The sequence below is a fragment of the Flavivirga spongiicola genome, from assembly GCF_030540825.1.
Classification (GTDB): Bacteria; Bacteroidota; Bacteroidia; order Flavobacteriales; family Flavobacteriaceae; genus Flavivirga; species Flavivirga spongiicola.
The window spans coordinates 3139794-3159279 of sequence record NZ_JAUOEO010000001.1 but is presented as its reverse complement, the minus strand read 5'-3'; the positions used below and the strand labels follow the sequence as shown (position 1 = coordinate 3159279).

The 19486-nt window shown below is 30.4% G+C and carries 16 protein-coding genes; 8 read left to right on the top strand and 8 right to left on the bottom strand.

Features of this window, described 5'->3' with window-relative positions; genetic code table 11:
• Positions 1-146: 146 nt before the first annotated feature.
• The gene (locus Q4Q47_RS12680) at positions 147-1355 is read right to left on the bottom strand and encodes a FecR family protein (RefSeq protein ID WP_303307027.1); all 1209 of its coding nucleotides are present in this window, start codon (positions 1353-1355) and stop codon (positions 147-149) included.
• Between the two features lie 344 nt (positions 1356-1699).
• Positions 1700-2311: an RNA polymerase sigma factor gene (locus Q4Q47_RS12675; protein WP_303307026.1), complete on the bottom strand. Its 612-nt coding sequence runs from the start codon at positions 2309-2311 to the stop codon at positions 1700-1702.
• A gap of 605 nt (positions 2312-2916) precedes the next feature.
• On the opposite strand from Q4Q47_RS12675, the gene Q4Q47_RS12670 reads away from it, so the two are divergent.
• The 6 genes from Q4Q47_RS12670 (at position 2917) to Q4Q47_RS12645 (ending at position 9939) form a co-directional block, all read left to right on the top strand.
• The gene (locus Q4Q47_RS12670; protein WP_303307025.1) at positions 2917-3516 is read left to right on the top strand and encodes a ribonuclease HII; all 600 of its coding nucleotides are present in this window, start codon (positions 2917-2919) and stop codon (positions 3514-3516) included.
• A gap of 255 nt (positions 3517-3771) precedes the next feature.
• The gene (locus tag Q4Q47_RS12665; RefSeq protein WP_303307024.1) at positions 3772-6204 is read left to right on the top strand and encodes a ribonuclease HII; all 2433 of its coding nucleotides are present in this window, start codon (positions 3772-3774) and stop codon (positions 6202-6204) included.
• A 439-nt stretch (positions 6205-6643) separates the two neighbouring features.
• Positions 6644-7693, top strand: a complete 1050-nt coding sequence (locus Q4Q47_RS12660; RefSeq protein WP_303307023.1) for a nucleoid-associated protein — start codon at positions 6644-6646, stop codon at positions 7691-7693.
• Positions 7694-7762: 69 nt separating this feature from the next.
• Positions 7763-8242, top strand: a complete 480-nt coding sequence (locus Q4Q47_RS12655) for a DUF1572 domain-containing protein (RefSeq protein ID WP_303307022.1) — start codon at positions 7763-7765, stop codon at positions 8240-8242.
• A gap of 292 nt (positions 8243-8534) precedes the next feature.
• Positions 8535-9482 carry a zinc metalloprotease gene (locus Q4Q47_RS12650; protein WP_303307021.1) on the top strand — a complete coding sequence of 316 codons (948 nt, stop codon included), beginning with the start codon at positions 8535-8537 and terminating at the stop codon, positions 9480-9482.
• 82 nt (positions 9483-9564) lie between these two features.
• Positions 9565-9939, top strand: a complete 375-nt coding sequence (locus tag Q4Q47_RS12645) for a hypothetical protein (RefSeq protein WP_303307020.1) — start codon at positions 9565-9567, stop codon at positions 9937-9939.
• On the opposite strand, the gene lipB is transcribed toward Q4Q47_RS12645, so the two are convergent.
• From lipB to Q4Q47_RS12630, 3 genes are all read right to left on the bottom strand, one after another.
• Positions 9936-10634, bottom strand: a complete 699-nt coding sequence (gene lipB / locus Q4Q47_RS12640) for a lipoyl(octanoyl) transferase LipB (RefSeq protein ID WP_303307019.1) — start codon at positions 10632-10634, stop codon at positions 9936-9938. The genes Q4Q47_RS12645 and lipB overlap by 4 nt on opposite strands.
• 4 nt (positions 10635-10638) lie before the next feature.
• Entirely contained in the window at positions 10639-11397 is a 759-nt protein-coding gene (locus Q4Q47_RS12635; RefSeq protein WP_303307018.1) for a hypothetical protein, read from the bottom strand.
• Between the two features lie 217 nt (positions 11398-11614).
• Positions 11615-11773 carry a YqaE/Pmp3 family membrane protein gene (locus Q4Q47_RS12630; protein ID WP_135878136.1) on the bottom strand — a complete coding sequence of 53 codons (159 nt, stop codon included), beginning with the start codon at positions 11771-11773 and terminating at the stop codon, positions 11615-11617.
• A gap of 370 nt (positions 11774-12143) precedes the next feature.
• Between Q4Q47_RS12630 and lysS the strand changes: the two genes are divergently transcribed.
• A complete protein-coding gene (gene lysS / locus Q4Q47_RS12625; RefSeq protein ID WP_303307017.1) occupies positions 12144-13838 on the top strand; it encodes a lysine--tRNA ligase in 1695 nt (564 codons plus the stop codon).
• A gap of 190 nt (positions 13839-14028) precedes the next feature.
• Here lysS and Q4Q47_RS12620 read toward each other — a convergent pair whose 3' ends face one another.
• The 3 genes from Q4Q47_RS12620 to Q4Q47_RS12610 form a co-directional block, all read right to left on the bottom strand.
• Positions 14029-14475 carry a hypothetical protein gene (locus Q4Q47_RS12620; RefSeq protein WP_303307016.1) on the bottom strand — a complete coding sequence of 149 codons (447 nt, stop codon included), beginning with the start codon at positions 14473-14475 and terminating at the stop codon, positions 14029-14031.
• A gap of 595 nt (positions 14476-15070) precedes the next feature.
• Entirely contained in the window at positions 15071-15793 is a 723-nt protein-coding gene (locus Q4Q47_RS12615; protein WP_303307015.1) for an alpha/beta hydrolase, read from the bottom strand.
• A 58-nt stretch (positions 15794-15851) separates the two neighbouring features.
• On the bottom strand, positions 15852-16730 hold the full coding sequence (locus tag Q4Q47_RS12610; protein WP_303307014.1) for an alpha/beta hydrolase: 879 nt from the start codon (positions 16728-16730) through the stop codon (positions 15852-15854).
• A gap of 290 nt (positions 16731-17020) precedes the next feature.
• Here Q4Q47_RS12610 and Q4Q47_RS12605 point away from each other — a divergent pair, with 290 nt between their 5' ends.
• On the top strand, positions 17021-19462 hold the full coding sequence (locus Q4Q47_RS12605; protein WP_303307013.1) for a zinc-dependent metalloprotease: 2442 nt from the start codon (positions 17021-17023) through the stop codon (positions 19460-19462).
• The last annotated feature ends 24 nt before the right edge of the window (positions 19463-19486 follow it).

Here is a 19486-nt window from a genome sequence, read left to right as displayed (position 1 = left end):
ATAGAGTTTTATTCCTAAAATCTAAAAGAAAATCATAGAAATTCTGGTTATTTTTCATAAATTTGAATTGGTTTTTAATTAAACATTAGCTGCCCTTATAGCAGTTTATTATAAGTCAGAGGATGTTGGCGCATTCTCTGACTTTTTTACTTTAATATATATTTATTATCATTTATTATTTCGAATTTAAATTCTGTTGTAATCGTTAGATTTTCAAGTGTCTGTTCTATCTTATCATTTAAATCTAGTTTTCCACTTACGTTTATATTTTTTGCATCAGATATATTCTCAAAAACTATTTTCACATTATAAAAACGTTCTATTTTTCTAACAATATTTACTATGGATTCGCTCTCAAAATGTAAAAGCCCTGAAGTCCATAATGTGTAGTTATCTGTATTAACTTCTTTAACATTAACTTTTTCTGTGTTTTTATTCCATGAAGCTAATTGTCCAGGCTTTAAAATTGCTCTTTGAGTTTTAAATATATTTTTTTCTACTACGACAACTTTCCCTTCTGTCAGTACTGTTAAAATATTTGAATCTACTGGATAAGCAGACACATTAAACTTTGTTCCCAACACTTCTACTGAAACTTTCTCTTCAATAGTTTTCACAATAAATGGTTTTTCCTTATTTGTTACTACTTCAAAAAATGCTTCTCCAGAAAGAAAAACCTTCCTCTCATTAGAAGCAAACTTATCAGGAAAAACAAACTTAGTTCCTGCATTTAGATACACCACCGAACCGTCTGGTAATATTATTTTGCTTCGCTTCCCAAAAGGTACAATTAATTTATTAAAAGATACGACTTCTCCTTCATTTGCTATATTATTATTTATAGTATCTTTTTCGTTTAAAATAATACTTCCCAACTTAGTATATTCAATTAGAGACTTTTTTTCATCAATTAATAATGGCTTCCCTTGCCCAATAATTAATTGGGTGTTTCCTTTTATTATTGGATCTAAAGGCATTTCACTTATAGTATTAAATTTGAAATCATCGATCGTTTCGAAATCATTATTAATAAACACATTTGTAACTATTAATACCAAAATTAATATCGCAACATATTTATATGTTCTTTTAACTAAATTGAATATTTTACCTGGTTTGTTTTTATTATCGATTTTATTTAAAAGTTTAGTAAATATTTCTTCCTTTTCTTTTTCTGAAAGCTTTATATCATCAGTTTTTATATCTACTAAAATTACTTTTAAGGCATTAATTATTTCTTTTTCTTGTGGATTCTTAAGAATATAATCTTGCCAGAACCTAGTTGTTTCTGGCGTTGGATTATATACCCAACTTAGAAAAGAATCATTTTCTATATACTTAGAATAAAGCTTCATAAACTTACTTTTATTTTTTATAGGGGATTAAATCTCATTTTTGTGGACACTTTTTTAAGGTTTTTTTAAAAAAAAATTAACAATCCCTTAACAATGCAGTAAACATAAGGGTTCTTCATTTAAAATATTCAAAAAAAAATTCTCCTATATACTAAAAAACAAACCAGATGTAAAAATTTTGAGTATCGATTTTAGGTTTTTGGGAGTTTGGTATTGGGTTTTTGGGTGTTAGAATTTTTTATAAATTTATAAGAATAAATATTCAAAAACCGAAATTCTGTTATTTAGCTTCCCGATGAAGTTTATCTTAAACCTTTCATATAACTTCTAGGAATTCTTTTCGGTTAAATCACTAACAAAAAAGAATAAATACCTGAATTTGTAATATTATTTAAGGCAAGACTTTTTCTCAGGTTTTTTATGGTTCTATATACCTGCTTACGTACAGAATTATGATTAATGCCAGTGATTTCTGAAATCTCAATATAATTGAACCCTTTCGTAAATCTTAAATATAGTATTTCTTGCTGCTTAGGCGTTAGTTCCTTAATTATTTTGGCAACAAGTTTTTTTTGATGTTTTACAACTTCTTCATCTATGGTCTTGGTTTCTATATTATACTCTGTAAAAAAAGACAGTTTTTCTTGTTCTGGCAAACTACTTTTCTTTCTTTCTTTCTTCAACTCCCTGAACATAGTATGTTTTAGAGCTTTGAATAAATAAAATTTAATATTTTTTGGTCTGGAGATCTGCTTTCTGTGTTCATATATATCTAAAAAAACATCTTGAATACAATCTTTTACGAAATTCTTATTCGAATTTAACTTCATACCATATGAAAACAAAGCATCTACATGTGAATTATAAATGAATGTGAAGACACTTCTATCTCCATCCACAAATCTCATCCAAACAACTTCAGGCTCTTCTTGTATTGTTTTCTCTATAATAGTCATTAAATGTAATAAATAGACACATCTTAGATTAGTACATGTATTTGTTAATCAATATGCGCTCCTTTTCATTTACTAAAAAAGGTAAAAAATATTTAAATCCAAAAATCATAAATTATTTAGAACTAAAATAAATAATTATATCATTTAAACATTTTTGTTTTAAAAAAAGTTTTACAAGTTTAATTAATATAACTACGTTTATTTTACCTGAAGATTTTTAAAACCCAACTTTAAACAATTTAGTGAAAATTATTTAAAATAAAGAAAGCCAGCTATAACTGCTGGCTTTCTTTTAAATATTTAGCCATCTGTTAAAATGGGCTTAGAATATTTATTTTGAGTTAGTCGATTGCAAACATCTTAATATTATATCAAAAAAGCAAAAAAACTCATAAAAAAAGCGACAAATCATCATTAATCCACACTTTTTAGATTATTAAATTCTCATAATATTAGTATATTTTTTAAACTATTCATATAATTATAGCCAAAAAAAAGATATTTGACAATACTTAATAATATATTCACACAAAAATGAATAAATTTACTAAGCATGCATAATAATTAGTGGGTAAAATTATAAATTTGACAATATTCTTATTGAAATGTTATTAACTAACCATTCCAACTATTCTTTAGAATGTGGCACAGATGAGGCTGGGCGTGGTTGTTTAGCTGGTCCTGTTACTGCAGCAGCTGTTATTTTACCTAAGAAATTCAAAAACCCAATACTAAATGATTCTAAACAACTTAGTGAAAAGAAAAGAGATCTTTTAAAACCAATTATTGAAACACAAGCCTTAGCATTTGGTGTAGCACATATATTTCAGGAAGAAATTGATAATATTAATATTTTGAATGCTTCTATTTTAGCTATGCATAAATCTATAGATCTATTAGCCAAAAAACCACAATTTATAATAGTAGATGGTAATAAATTTAAACCTTATAATGGTGTCCCTTTTGAAACTATTATTAAAGGTGATGGAAAATATTTGAGTATTGCAGCAGCTTCCGTTTTAGCAAAAACACATCGTGACATATATATGAATACTATTCATGAAGAATACCCAATGTATAATTGGAAGCAAAATAAAGGCTACCCAACTAAAGAGCACCGAGCTGCTATAAAAAAATATGGTATCACAAAATATCACAGAAAATCGTTTAGGCTTTTACCTGAGCAATTAACGTTAGATATTTAATAAGCCTACTCGCTATATTTTTATATGTGCTGCTATACGATACTTTTATTTGGCTGCAAATCGCTCTTTCACTCTCTCATTTTGTCCTTTTATACCCCTGTAACGATGCTATACAGCTCAAAAAGTCTTTTTTTGAGAATGATATCTTTTCTATCATAATGTACGGCATATAATTCGTTTATTTTTCACTTCAATCAAAAAAGTTTAAATGACTTCAATGAAAAATATGTAGGTTTGTAAAAATTAATTTATTTTATGAGAGTCTTTTGTTTTTCCCTACTTCTTATATTAGTTTTTAACTGCTCAAACAACAAAACAAGCCGCTCAGAACTTATTGATTTTACACCAAAAAACACTTCTATAATTTTAAAAACTTCAAACCTTGAGGGTTTAAAAAGTAGCATTAATAATAGTGAATTTTTACAGGAAATTTCTAAAACAGACTCATACAAAAACTTAGAAAACACATTAAGCAGCTTATCTTATTTAAAACCTACAAGTGATATATTAATTTGTTTTTCGAAAGATTTAAAAGACAGTTTACAATATTCGATCATTACAAAACATAATCAGCAATTATTTGAAACCGATTCGTTACCAGACTATATTGAAGAAACACTTTCCTATAAAAACAAAACAATAACAAAATCCACATTAAACAACAATACATTCTATAGTACTATTATAGATAGCATCTTTTTCGCTTCTTCTTCAAAAGATATTGTTGATGCTATTTTTAGTAATACTAAAATAGATATTGAACTAGAGAAAATATATAACATAACCAGCAATGATAAAACGTTCTCAGTCATTCTAAAGCCTGACAATACATTTTTAGAATCGTTTTTTATTGAAGATTCGCTTTCTTTTAAAACCTTCACTAATTATATAGCTGTTGATGTTAGTATAAATCAAGATGAAGTCCTTTTTAATGGTATTACAAAAGCCATAGATTCATCGAAAAGTTTAATTAATATTTTCAAAAACACCACCCCTCAGGAAAATCAAACTCACAATATCACCCCCTCAAATAGTGATGGTTTTATGAGCTTTACTTTTAATGATTATAAAACCTTAGAAACCAATTTGGTCCAGTTTAATAGCAAAGATTCCATAACTAACACAACTATGCTTTTTAATGATATTGTTGAAGTCGGCGTCATTTATCAAGGAAAAAATAGTGCCATTGCATTAAATTCTCTTGATGTTATTGCTACCAAAGATGCTCTTTTAAGCGAACAAAACCATATTGATTTTTATAGAGGTGTTTCTATTTTTAGTTTTAGTCGTCCGTTTTTATTTACTAAAACATTTGCTCCTTTAGTGTCATTCAACAAAGCTAATAAATACTGTATATTAGATAATTTTTTTGTGTTTGCCAATAGCACCGATATGCTCCAAAACATTATTGCTAATTACCAAAACAAAACAACACTAAATGAGAAAGTATATTTTCAAGATGTAAAAAACCATTTAAGTGATGCATCATCATTAATACAGGTTATAAACCCGTCTTCTTTAAAGGCTATTTTAAATAAAAATCTTAAAGGAAACCTAAATTATAAGCTGAATAATTACAACGTATCTGCATTACAGTTTATTTACGAAACTAATTTTGCTCATGTAAATGGTATTATAAAAAAGAATAAAACTAGAGCTTTATTAAATTCCGTTTCTGAAGAACTAAATATTAAATTAGATACGGACATACTAACTAATCCTCAATTTGTAAAAAATCATATTACTAAACAAAAAGAGATTGTTGTACAAGACATAAATAACAACTTATATTTAATTTCTAATAGAGGAAAAATTCTTTGGAAAAAGCAAATAAAAAGTGCCGTATTAGGCCCTATTGAACAAATTGATATCTATAAAAATGGACGATTACAATTAGTCTTCGCTACCTCCAACGGTGTTTATGTTATTGACAGGAATGGCAAGGATGTTGCACCTTTCCCGATTAAATTTAACAGTGAAATCACTCAACCTCTGGCTGTTTTTAATTACGATAAAAATAAAAATTATAGATTATTAGTGACTCAAGGCAGAAATATTTTGATGTACGACGTAAAGGCACAAGTTGTAAACGGATTTACATTTAAATCTGCAAACAATACTATTATATGCCAACCAAAACATTTTAGAATTGGCAGTAAAGATTACATTACATTTAAAACTCAAAACAAACTTTATATTTTAGATCGAACTGGCAAAACCAGAATTACTCCAAAAACTTCTAGCTCATACTCTAACCAGTCCATCTTCTTATACAAAAATAACTTTACAACCACAACCTCTGATGGAAACTTAATAACTATAGACACAAAGGGACATGCGTCTATTAAAAATTTAAGCTTATCAGAAAAACATCATTTAGAAACTTCAAGTAAAACCCTTGTACTGCTAAATGAAAATAAGCTGTCTATTAAAAACAAGACTATAGAACTTGATTATGGTGATTACTCAACGCCCAGGCTATTCTATATTAATGATAAAATTTATGTAGCAATTACAGATAAACAAGCTCATAAAATTCATCTTTACGATAGTCAAACAAAATTATTACCCAACTTCCCGGTATATGGAAACTCACCTATAATATTAGACAACATTGATAAAGATAGAAACCTTGAATTTGTGAGTAAAGGAGAAAATAATTCTATTATTTTATATCAAATCAATTAATTCGTAGCCAAATTCTGAATGTATTTACTTATAAGTTTATATATGTATATAAATTTTGTAAAATTTTTGCATATGAAAAACTAATTTTTATCTTTAAGGCAGCTATTAATCAATTATTTACAATAAAATTCAAAAGATTTTATGACATTTCTTAAAATGAAAATTTAATCAATAGGCTATACCCTATTCGATAAATTTAAAATATAACGATAACCAAATCTGAAGTCCCCAGGTCTTGAACGTCAAAGCATTTGCTTTGGCGTTCTTTTTTCTGCTTATATCTAGTAAAGTTGAGTTCCTATTTTTCTATTTCATCTAAATCAAAAAATCATCACCGTTCTGCAACGTGACAGGTTAATTTATTTATTATGGTAATTTCAAACAAGAAATGGTATAATTCTAATTATTTTAATAGTATTGCATACTTAATAAACGATACATGATTTCAAGAAAAAATGCCTCAATTTCAAAATTCATTATTCATAAAGTTGGAAATAAGTTTAACGATACTAAAAATGCTTTTTCTGAGAATACAGTCGATTTTGATGAAGCCAGTTACGATTTAATGCTCCCTTTTTTACTCCGCCCTTTTGGGAGTGTGGTACAAAGTTATCGGTTTAATCATCACGCTAATATTTCTTTAAACGAAATTAATAGCTATTGCTCACAACTATTTAATGATGAAGATGCTTTTATAGATGTTTCAAAACATATTGTAACTCATTTATTCGAACAATCTACTTCGGCCAATATAAAAACCGGTGATGTTTTAGTAGTTATGTTTGAAGGTATTGAATATCAAGACATGACGACTAATGCTATTGGTATTTTTAAAATAGAGAGCAAGATTAATTTCTTTCAAACCTATTTAGAGAATAAGAGTTATGATGTATTGGTACAAAAAGGAATTAACTCTAAAAAAGTAGATAAGGGCTGTTTAATTTTAAATCAAAGTGATACCGAGGGTAATATTATTTTAAGTGTAGATAATAATAGCTATGATGCACAGTATTGGATCAATCAGTTTTTAAATATTAAATATGCTGATGATGCCAATAATCATACACAACAATATATTGAGCTTTGTAAAGAATTCTCAACAGAGGTTTTAAAAACTAGCTATGGTGCACAAGAACAGAATACTTTTTTAGCTAAAACCATTGATTTCTTTAAAGAAAATGAAGTTGTAAATGTAGAACGTTTTAAAGAAGATATTTTTGAAGGTGAAAAACAAATAAGGCAGTTTGAAGATTATAAAAAAGAATATGAAGGGGAACAAAATTTAGTTATCAGAAACCAATTTGATGTGGCTGAACGTGTTGTTACCAAAGAAAAGAAGAAGATTAAAACTGATATCAAATTAGACACGAATATACAAATAAAACTAGATATTGATGCACCTGATGCTTCGGCAGAATATTTAGAGCGTGGTTATGATGATGAGAAAAAAATGCATTATTATAAGGTGTTCTTTAATGCGGAGGATTAACCTAACTTTTTACTAAAAATTGGCTAACTTCGTTTAACGGCTAATATGAAAGTTAAATTCATCCAATAAATGGAAAACTCAAAACAAATTGCAATACGTTTTAAAGAGGTTCTTTTAAATGGTCAATGGATTGCCAATACGAACTATAAGGATTTATTGTCAAACGTAACCTGGAAGCAAGCTACATATCAAATAGAATCTTTAAACACTATTGCCGCTCTAACTTACCATGTTAATTATTACATTGCAGGTCTTATTAATGTTTTCGAAGGAGGCTCTCTGGAAATTCGAGATAAATATAGTTTTGACTTTCCACAGATTAAATCAAAAGAAGATTGGGATGAGCTGTTGAACGACATATGGTCCAATGCAGAAAAGTTTGCAAGCCATGTCGAACTGATGCCTGAAGACAAATTAAAAGATGCGTTTGTAGATAAAAAATATGGAAGTTATCAAAGAAATATTGAAGGTATAATTGAACATAGTTACTACCATTTGGGGCAAATTTCTCTGATTAAAAAAATGATAATAGAATTGAAAAAGGGGTAAAAAAAACAGCATTAAATCTCACACATATGACTGTTGCACAAACCTACAAAACTCTATTTCAAAAAGATTAGTAAAATATTTTAACCACCTCTCTTTTACTAAGCATTTCTTTTACAATAAATTACACATTTAAAACCAGGCTTTTTTTACAAAAACATCTTTAACCTGAAAACTATTCTTATAATTTAACGCAACCCTTTCTATTTTTATTCGTCTTAAAATTATGATGTAAAATTTCAACATTCTGTTGTTGAATCATCATAACTCAAATCTGTATAGAATATATAACAACATGACATATAAACACCTACCTTTTTTAATTGCAATTGTTTTAATCGTATTTTGTACGGCTTCTTGCTCCAAAGACGACAATCCGCCTATAAATTCTCCTATTGAAGAAGGCGATGTCTCTTTTGGCGAAGTAATCACTATTCCTGTAGTTGTACATGTCGTTAATTATACACCAAAGCCATTCATCATTAGTGATGAAAAAATCCAATCGCAAATTGATGTATTAAATCAAGATTTCAGAAAAAAGAACCCTGATCATATAAAAACGCCAAATGAATTTATTGATTTGGTAGCAGATGTGGCTATTGAATTTTCTTTAGCAACCATAGACCCTGATGGTAACCCAACATCTGGAATAATAAGAACAGAAGGTAATGTAATAGGATTTGATGGTAGAGATTTAACAGGTGAAATTCCTATTGAAGACTTAAAATTATATTTTACAGAGAAAGGCGGGCAAGATGCTTGGCCCAGAGACAAATATTTAAATATTTGGATTGCCGATTTAAGTGATTATACTGGAGAATTAGGATTAGCCGGTTATGCTCAATTTCCAAATGTCGACCCGAGAATAGATGGTGTCGTAATTGACCCTAGGGTATTTGGCACTTTAGCTCCTTTAAACCCTGGCAATGAACTAGGTAGAACGGCTACTCATGAAATTGGACATTGGTTAAACTTAAGACATATTTATGGCAAAAATGGGGATTGCGAAGAGGGTGATTTAGTTGATGATACACCTAATCAAAAATCTCAATATTCAGGAAGTCCAACACATCCTCAAAATTCGTGTAATAGCAATGACATGTTTATGAATTTTATGGATTATGTTAGTGATCAATCCATGTATATGTTTACAATAGGGCAAAAAAGAAGAATGCGTGATCTTTTTAATCCAGGTGGTTTAAGAAGAGAATTATACCTTAACAATAAACAAAAAACACCTTAACTTAAAGCTACTTATATATTGAACGCAACCATTTAGTTTTTTTGGTATCTCTAAAATAGTATTATTAAAATGGAAGACTCCTATGAAAAAGGCATTTTTATCAGTAACGCTTTTATTACTCACCATTTTATCGTGCAATAATGATGATGACTTTAGAAATACTTGTAATGTTATAAACCCTATTGAAGATTTAAGCTGGTTAAAAGCGAAAATTGCTGAATTTGAAAAAGAAAATTCTGATTTTTTAAAATTCCTATATTTTTCACAAACAAAATATAACGAACAGACCGTATACGTTTTAGGGGATTGTTGCCCAAATTGCAATACTGTTTTCCTTGTGTATAATTGTGCAGGCACCAATATTGGAACACTTGGAAATGGTGATGGTTATATCACCTCTGATATTTTAAATAGCGGAACAATAATATGGAAATCCGAGAATTCTGAATGCTTTTAAAAAAATTCCGCCTCGAAAAGATGAGTAAAATGTTTTAGAAGTTTTTCTTTGACTTCATTCATAGATATTTCTTTTACACCAAGCTCCACATTTAGAGATGTTACTGCCTTACCACGAATACCACAAGGAATAATATTATCAAAATAACCCAAATTAGCGTTTACATTAAGTGCAAAACCATGCATGGTCACCCAACGACTTGCACGCACACCCATAGCACAAATTTTACGTGCAAATGGCGTATCCACATCTAGCCAAACACCTGTTTCACCTTTACTACGCTCCGCTTTTAAACCATACTCTGCAAGCGTTAGAATAATCATTTCTTCTAAAAAACGAAGATATTTATGTATATCTGTAAAAAAATTTTCTAAATCTAAGATAGGATACCCAACTACTTGCCCTGGACCATGATATGTGATATCACCACCACGATTAATTTTATAAAAAGTCGCGCCTTTTTCAATAAGTTGTTCTTCGTTTAAAAGCAGATTAGACAAATCCCCACTTTTACCTAAAGTATATACATGCGGATGCTCTACAAACAAAAAGTGATTCTTAGTTTGTAAACCAGCTTCTTCTCGCCTATTTTTAATTTTAGTATCTACAATACCTTTAAACAACTCTTCTTGGTAGTCCCAGATTTGTTTATAGTCTTTAAAACCTAAATCTTGTAGTGCAATTTGTTTATTCAAAATACTAATCCTCTAATACAACTTCTACATTTAAAGCTTCAGGGTTTGATAGATATTCCATAAATCCAAACTCCACCGTAAAGCTTTTTCTATCGGCACTAAACATGGCCGTTTCATTAGATACAGATTTAATTGCTTTAGGAAAATGATAGTTTAACTTATATTTTGAAGACCCAAACATAACAGCCATTTCTCCCAAACTATCTGTAACTTTTTTATAAGCTTCTTTATCAATTATTTTGGCAACACGTTTAAATGTTTTACCATTGTAATTATACTCAAGTGCTGTACTTCCATCTTTTCCAAGAGACGAAAACGGGTTTGTAGGATCATTAGCTTGAGCACCGCTCTTTCCTTTCTCCATGTTGCCAAAACTATTCATCGCTTTAAACATATCTTGAAGTTCACCGACTTCTTTAAAATCTGTAAACATATCAAACTTCATTTCCGAAGTTTCTGGATTCATAACCATATGCATGCTAAATGGCTCTAAATTCTTTAGTTCTAATTGCTCTTCTTCTGTTAATTTAGAAATACTATCACGCTTTGCGTCAAATAATTCTTTAAAACTAAAGGTTGAATCTATGGCTTCTTCTTTGCCTTTACTCATTTCTTCTCCTGCCATTTGCATAAGTTGGGTTCCATCAAAAGAAAATTCCATTCTACCAGAACCATCTTCATTTATATAGATGTTTTCAGAAAATTGACAGCTAGTAAAACTAATAGAAATAATAAAAACGATAAGGGTGTAAAATTTGTTCATTTAATTAAATTTTGGGTTTTTAATTTAACCTGGATGATGTATTGGAAAATCTATTGCAGCCTGAAACTACTTCAAAAGCTATCGCTGCGCTGTATTTTTCGATCTAACCGTAGCGGTGCTATGCTAAAGCCGATAAAATACTAGCTTTTATTGTATTTCCGACCCTCATAACGAAGTTCCAATACATAATCTAGGTTTAGGGAACAAAGATACGCTTTTATCTATTCGGATTATTAATAATAACAAGTGCAGCAATAACGCCTGGCACCCAGCCGCAAAGCCATAATAAGAAGACAATAAAAATGGAGCCACAACCTTTATCGATAACTGCTAAAGGGGGACAAATAATAGACAGTAAAACTCTCCAAAAACTCATACTTTGATTTATTTTAATACTGAAACATACTTCGACGACGCTCTGCACATAAATTCAGTATAGATTGATGATAATACCAATCAAACCTCAAGATGGCCATATAATTCGTTTCTTTTTCACTTATATTTCAAATTATTCATGAGCCATTTTGAAATTCAATTGGTTTAATTGTTTGACGTTATTGTTTCTGTTTTGTTACAATTTACATTAGAAATAGTAGAAAAAACTCATTTTATTTATAACATACAAAGCGATTGTAACAGTTAGTCTTCTTCCTGTGATAACGGCAAAAAAATCGTAAATCAATAATCGTAAATCGTAAATCAAATGATTATCTTTGTGCCTTTAAAATTCATACAGCATTTAGAATATGTCGCAATTATCAGAACAAGAACTTGTACGAAGAGAGAAGTTAGCAAAATTACGCGAATTAGGTATTAATCCGTATCCAGCAGATTTATACACCGTATCGCGTAATTCTAAACAAATAAAACAGGACTTTAAGGAAGGGAGCAAGGTTATTATAGCAGGCAGATTGATGTCTAGACGTATTCAAGGGAATGCCAGTTTTGCTGAGTTACAAGATAGTGAAGGCAGAATACAAGTGTATTTTAATAGAGATGAAATTTGTCAAGGTGACGACAAAAGCAAATACAACGATGTTTATAAAAAGCTTTTGGATATTGGTGATTTTATTGGTATTGAAGGCGAATTATTCACAACTAAAGTTGGCGAAAAAAGTGTTAGGGTAAAAGATTTCACCCTACTTAGTAAATCTTTAAAACCATTACCATTACCAAGAACGGATGCTGATGGAAATGTACATGATGCTTTTACAGATCCTGAGCAGCGTTACAGACAACGTTATGCAGATTTAGTGGTGAATCCACAAGTGAAAGACGTTTTTGTAAAACGCACCAAATTGTTTAATGCTATGCGTCAGTTTTTTAATGACTCAGGTTATTTTGAAGTTGAAACACCTGTATTACAACCAATACCTGGTGGTGCAGCAGCGCGTCCTTTTATAACGCATCATAATGCTTTAGATATTCCATTATACATGCGAATTGCCAATGAATTATATTTAAAACGATTGATTGTTGGTGGTTTTGATGGTGTCTACGAGTTTTCTAAAAACTTCAGAAACGAGGGCATGGATAGAACGCATAATCCTGAGTTTACCGCTATGGAAATTTATGTAGCTTATAAAGATTATAATTGGATGATGGATTTCTGTGAACGTTTATTAGAACATTGTGCTATAGCCGTAAACGGAACTACTAAAGCTACTTTTGGTGAGCATGAAATAGATTTCAAAGCACCGTATGCACGTGTTACTATGGCTGATTCAATTAAACATTTTACAGGATTTGACATCACTGGAAAAACTGAAGAAGACATTAGACAAGCAGCTAAAGGTTTAGGTATCGAAATAGATGACACCATGGGTAAAGGCAAGCTTATTGATGAAATTTTTGGAGAAAAATGTGAGGGCAACTACATACAACCTACCTATATAACAGACTATCCAAAAGAGATGAGTCCGTTATGTAAAGAGCATAGAGAAAATCCTGATTTAACCGAGCGTTTTGAATTAATGGTTTGTGGTAAAGAAATTGCTAATGCGTATTCTGAACTTAATGACCCTATTGACCAACGTGAACGTTTTGAGCACCAACTTAAATTAGCAGCCAAAGGTGATGATGAAGCTACCGAGTTTATTGACCATGATTTTTTACGTGCTTTAGAATACGGTATGCCACCAACATCGGGTATGGGGATTGGTATGGATAGATTGATTATGTTTTTAACCAACAACCAATCGATACAAGAAGTTTTATTCTTCCCACAAATGAGACCAGAAAAGAAAGCATTGGCTATTAGTGAAGAAGGAAAAGCCCTTTTAGAGCTACTAAAAAAAGCAGAACGCTTCACGCTTAATGATCTTAAGGCGCAGTCTGGCTTATCAAATAAAAAATGGGATAAAACCATTAAAGAATTAACTAAAAATAGTTTAGCTAAGGTTGAGAAAACCGATGATGGCTTGTTTGTTGAGATGATCTAATAATGTCTTTTACGCATTAAAACCGCCCATTCTACAACGGAACAGGCTATTTTCTTTTAGAGTTATTTCAAAATAGAAATGGTATAAATAAACTAAAATATACAAAACAAAAAAAGCCAGTAAATTTTATATTACTGGCTTTTTAACTAACTAACTAACTAACTACATTTAACTTAAAACAAACTATGATTTAACTCATCCCTTTACAGGGAGAGAAATTTTCCGGTAAATATTTTTTTGTATCAAAACTTATCTCAACTTCTTCTTCTATTTCAGCTAATTTAATTGCCTCCCATTCTACATCTCCTTTTCCTTTTAATGAATTAAAATTTTTCGGCAAATAATCTTTTGTATCGAAACCTAAGTCTACGTCTTCTTCAATTTCGTAAATTTCTACTGTGCTCCAATCTATATTCCCTTTTCCTTTTAAAGGATTGAAATTTTCTGGCAAATAATCATTTGTATTAAAACCAAGATTTACGGTTTCTTCTATTTCGTAAACTTCAATACTACTAATATCTAAATAGCAACTGTCATTTTCACAAATAGATGTTTCAATTTTATCTGTATTCTCATTTGGAATACCCGTTGTATTTAACACAAACAACGAACTAAAAATAAAGACTAATTTTATCATAATAATTAAATAGTTTTCTAATTTACACTACAAAATTGACGCATTTTTCCGGAAGTAGTTACATGGGTTTAGAAACTTTTAACACTGTGGATTTGTGTTTTATGTTTTATTTAAGAATCTAAGAATAGAGGTGTTAATTTTTTAAGAATTTATGCCCCTAACAAAGGCAAAATGGATCTATTAAATAAATTACCTTGGGACAAACTCATGAAGTATTAAATTCCAAAAAAAAGAAAAAAGAAGCTAGCCTCGGGATATTAATCCCTAAAAAACATTTCCTTTCTGCAACTACTGTGTGTACACACCATAAAAAGACACGAATTACACAAATCTATTGTTTTATGTTTATGTATTCCTAGGCTAAATATAAATCACCAAGCTTGTACAGGCTTGAAATCTGTCGATAGACAGATTAATTAGTGAAAATCTGTGTAATTCGTGTCTAACCTTTATTATTTCATTACATGTGACAATATTTATACACACACGCTAACTTTCTGTAACGAAGCTGGCTATTTTATTTTACGGTAATTCCAAATGAATATAGTATTACACCTGTTTTGGTATAAAATGGTATCATCTAAGAATTTAAATTTCATAAAATCTGATTTACTCCTTTTATAAAAGCCTCATAGGTGACTAAATTATTGTGCCCTCCCCCTTTTATAGTTGTAAAAGTAGTATGAGATGTTGGAGCTACTTCAAATAATCCTTTTGCAGATTTGTAAGGCACCACTTGATCATTAGTTCCATGAAATATATATATCGGACAGTTTATTTTGGTTATAAACTGATAGCTTGGTAATTTATATTTTAAAAGATGTTTTACAGGAAAAATAGGAAATCTGGATTTTGCTACATCAATTATACTATAATATGGGGTTTCTAAGATTACTTGTTTAGGATTATTCTTAGAAGCTATATAAGTAGCTACTCCTGTTCCCAGTGATCTCCCATAAACAGTTATATCGTTTTCTGAATAGTTCTTTTTTAAATAATTATAACAAAACTCCGAATCATTATACAAGGCAGTTTCGCTTAATTTGCCAGTACTTTTACCAAATGTTCTATAATCCATCACCAAAACATCGTACTGCTTTTCTACAAAAAATTCAGTAATTATCCCCCAGCGAGATAAATTACCGGCATTTCCATGAAAATACAATATAACCCCTTTAGGGTTTTCTGTTTTAAAATGGATCGCATTAATCACGGCATCATCATCAGTATTAAAAAATAATTCTTCAAAAGGGTATGAAAATTCAAACTTAAAATCTTGTGATAGCACCGTGGGATGAAACAACATTTTTTCTTGCATAAAATATAACAACGCACTAACCATAATATATAAGCTTATTACAACAACTACTATTTTTCTAAGCCTTTGTTTTAGTTTTCTTTGACACATGATTAACATGAATACTTGTAGTTGACAAATCTATTTCTTCTGGAATTCTATTTAGAATTTCATGAATCATTTTATGATATGATTCAAAGTTATTTAAGTTTTTATGTCCACCACCAATTACCGAATGTAACTTAGTAAGTTTAGGTTTTACTTGAGACAATTTAATACTTGTTTTATAAGGAATAAGGGTATCGTTCGTACCGTGTATAATATGTATTGGGCATTGTACATACTTTAACCATTTATAAGTTGGTAAAGGATATTTTATTAAAACGGACAATGGCATAAAAGGTGCATAACGCGCTGTAACTTTTGTTAAACTATAGTATGGCGCATCAAGAATTAACATTTTAGGGTAGTTCATTGATGCTAATTTAGCAGCAAAACCTGAACCTAGAGAACGACCGTAAAGTATTATTCTATCTTCTGAAGTATGTTCTTTTATCTTATTATAAACTTCTTGCAAATCTCTTTTAATAGCTTTTTGAGAACGTCTACCTGTACTTTTTCCAAAACCACGATAATCTACCATAAGAACATTGTAATTATGTCGTGTAAAATCCACAGCAAATTTGCCCCAACCTTTTATGCTTTTAGAGTTTCCTTTAAGATATAATACAATCCCTTTTGATTTGCCTTTGGGTTTAAAAAGAATACCATTAATAACAGCCCCATCTCTTGTTTCTAAATTATGCTCTTCTATATCTTGGTTTTCGTAATAAAACTGAAAATCCTCAGGTAATTTTTCAGGTTTAAACAATAAGTAGTCCTGCAGATAATAAATAGCTATACTTATTATCACATAAATAATTAGGATTATTATAGTAACATGTAACCAGTAAGGCATAAAAAAACCATTAGAATACTAATATACAATAAATTAGATGATTTATTTAACCTTACAATTCGACAAAGTTCTTTATCGAAATTTAATTATGACATCATTTAGCGTGGCAAAAAAATGTATATACATAGTTAAAAATGAGCTTTGTTATATAAGAATAAATCCAAAATTATTCAAGCAGTCCATTTTTATGATAGTTTTAACAAAGCTTTAATAAGGGTATTACATATAGTAACGTCTTAATAGATAACAAATCTATTATAACAAAAACACTATTTTTATAAAACAACTAAATGAAATATTATTCTATTAAAGTTTTTCTACTCGCATTTATACTAATTGCAACGTCTTGTAATACAGCAAAAAAACTTGCTGAAGCAGAAGCGGAAGCAGCAAAAAAAGCCGCCGCCGCAAAGAAACCAAAACCTAAAAAAGGCGCCATTAAACCTTACGACAAAGTCATTACTAAAGATGCAAAAAGTGACAAAGGACTATTTATAGTTCACAAATTAGACGAAAAGTATTTTTATGAAATTCCCGATACGCTTTTAAATAGAGAAATGCTTATGGTTACACGTATTTCTAAAACGGCATCTCGTATCGGTTTTGGTGGAGGAAAACAAAACACTCAAGTGCTTAGATGGCAGAAAAAAGGCAAAAAAATATTACTTCGCGTTGTTTCTCATAATGTTGTAGCAGCCGATTCTTTACCTGTTCATGAGGCTGTAGTTAATTCAAATTTTGAACCTATTTTATATACCTTTCCTATCAAAGCATTTAGTAAAGACTCTTTAAATACAGTTATTGATGTTACCGACTTATTTTCTAGAGATGTAAAAGCTATAGGCTTTCCTAGCTCTACAAGAAAACAATATAAAGCAGGTCGCTTAGAATCTGATAAATCATTTATTGAAAACATTAAGAGTTATCCTTTAAATATTGAAGCACGTCATATAAAAACGTACTCAGCAGGCGCACCGCCTTCTAATGCCAGTACAGGCACTATTTCTATAGAAATAAACAACTCTATGGTATTATTACCAAAAACCCCAATGAAACGCCGTTATTTCGATGAACGTGTTGGTTGGTTTACAAGTAGTCAAACTGATTATGGCTCTGAAGCGCAAAAAAGTGAAAGAGTTACATATCTCGATCGTTGGAGATTAGAAGTCAAAGATGAAGACATAGAGAAATTTAAACGCGGGGAGCTTGTTGAGCCTAAAAAACAAATTGTTTATTATATTGATAGAGCTACACCAAAAAAATGGCGAAAATATATAAAATTAGGTATTGAAGATTGGCAAGCTGGATTTGAAGCAGCTGGGTTTAAAAATGCCATTATTGCTAAAGACCCTCCAACTGAGGAAGAAGACCCTGAATGGACCCCTGAAGATGCTCGTTATTCTGTAGTACGTTATTTAGCATCACCAATTCCTAATGCTAATGGACCTCATGTAAGCGATCCCCGGTCAGGAGAAATATTAGAATCAGATATTAATTGGTATCATAATGTTATGAGCCTTTTAAACGGTTGGTTTTTTGTTCAAACTGCTGCTGCTAACCCCGATGCTCAAAGCGCTGAATTTAGTGATGAAGTTATGGGAGAGTTAATCAGATTTGTATCATCTCACGAAGTTGGACACACCTTAGGTTTACCACACAACATGGGAAGTAGTTGTGCCTATAAAGTAGAGGATTTGCGCGATCCCGAATTTACTAAAAAGTATGGAACGGCACCATCAATAATGGATTATGCCCGTTTCAATTATATTGCACAACCTGAAGATAAAGGGGTTTCATTATTTCCTAATATTGGAGTTTACGATAAATATTCCATTAACTGGGGTTACAGACCCATTTTAAATAAAACAGCTAAAGAGGAAAAAACCATATTGAACAATTGGATTCTAGAACATGCCGGAGACCCTTTATACAGATTTGGGCGCCAACAGAGAGAAGTTATAGATCCTAGCTCACAAACTGAAGATTTAGGAGATAATGCAATACTTGCAAGTACTTATGGTATTAAAAATTTAAAACGAGTAGTTCCTAATTTAATAAAATGGACAACCAAAGCAGGCGAAAATTATGAAGATCTTAGCATGATGTATGGTCACGTAGTTTCTCAATTTAGCCGTTACATGGGACATGTTTCTAGCAATATAGGCGGCGTTTATGAACATTATAAAACTGCCGAGCAGGAAGGAGCTGTTTATACGCCTGTAGATAAAGATCATCAAAAAAATTGTTTGAAGTTTATTAATGAACAATTATTTAAGACACCTAAATGGCTAATAGACACTAACATTTTTAACAAGATACAAAATTCGGGTTCAGTAGAACGTATAAGAGGTATGCAATCACGTACTTTAAATAGTATTTTAAGCCTTGGAAAAATGACTCGTTTAATAGAACATGAAACACACTATGGCAATAATGCCTACAAATTAACTAGCTTGATGCGCGATTTACGTAATGGCATTTGGAACGAGTTACGTTCTGGCAGAAAAATTGATACCTACAGACGTAACTTACAAAGAGCTCATATAGATAGGTTAGCTTATTTAATGACTTCAGGCTCAACTACATCAGATGTTAGAGCTGTTGTAAGAGCAGAGCTAAATATGTTAAAGCGCTCAGCTAGTGCTGGCATAGGGCGAGCAGGAAATTCTATGAGTAGAATTCACCTTCAAGATATTATAAAACGAATTGAAACTATTTTAGATCCTAAATAATAAATTTTTAATTAAAATAAATTA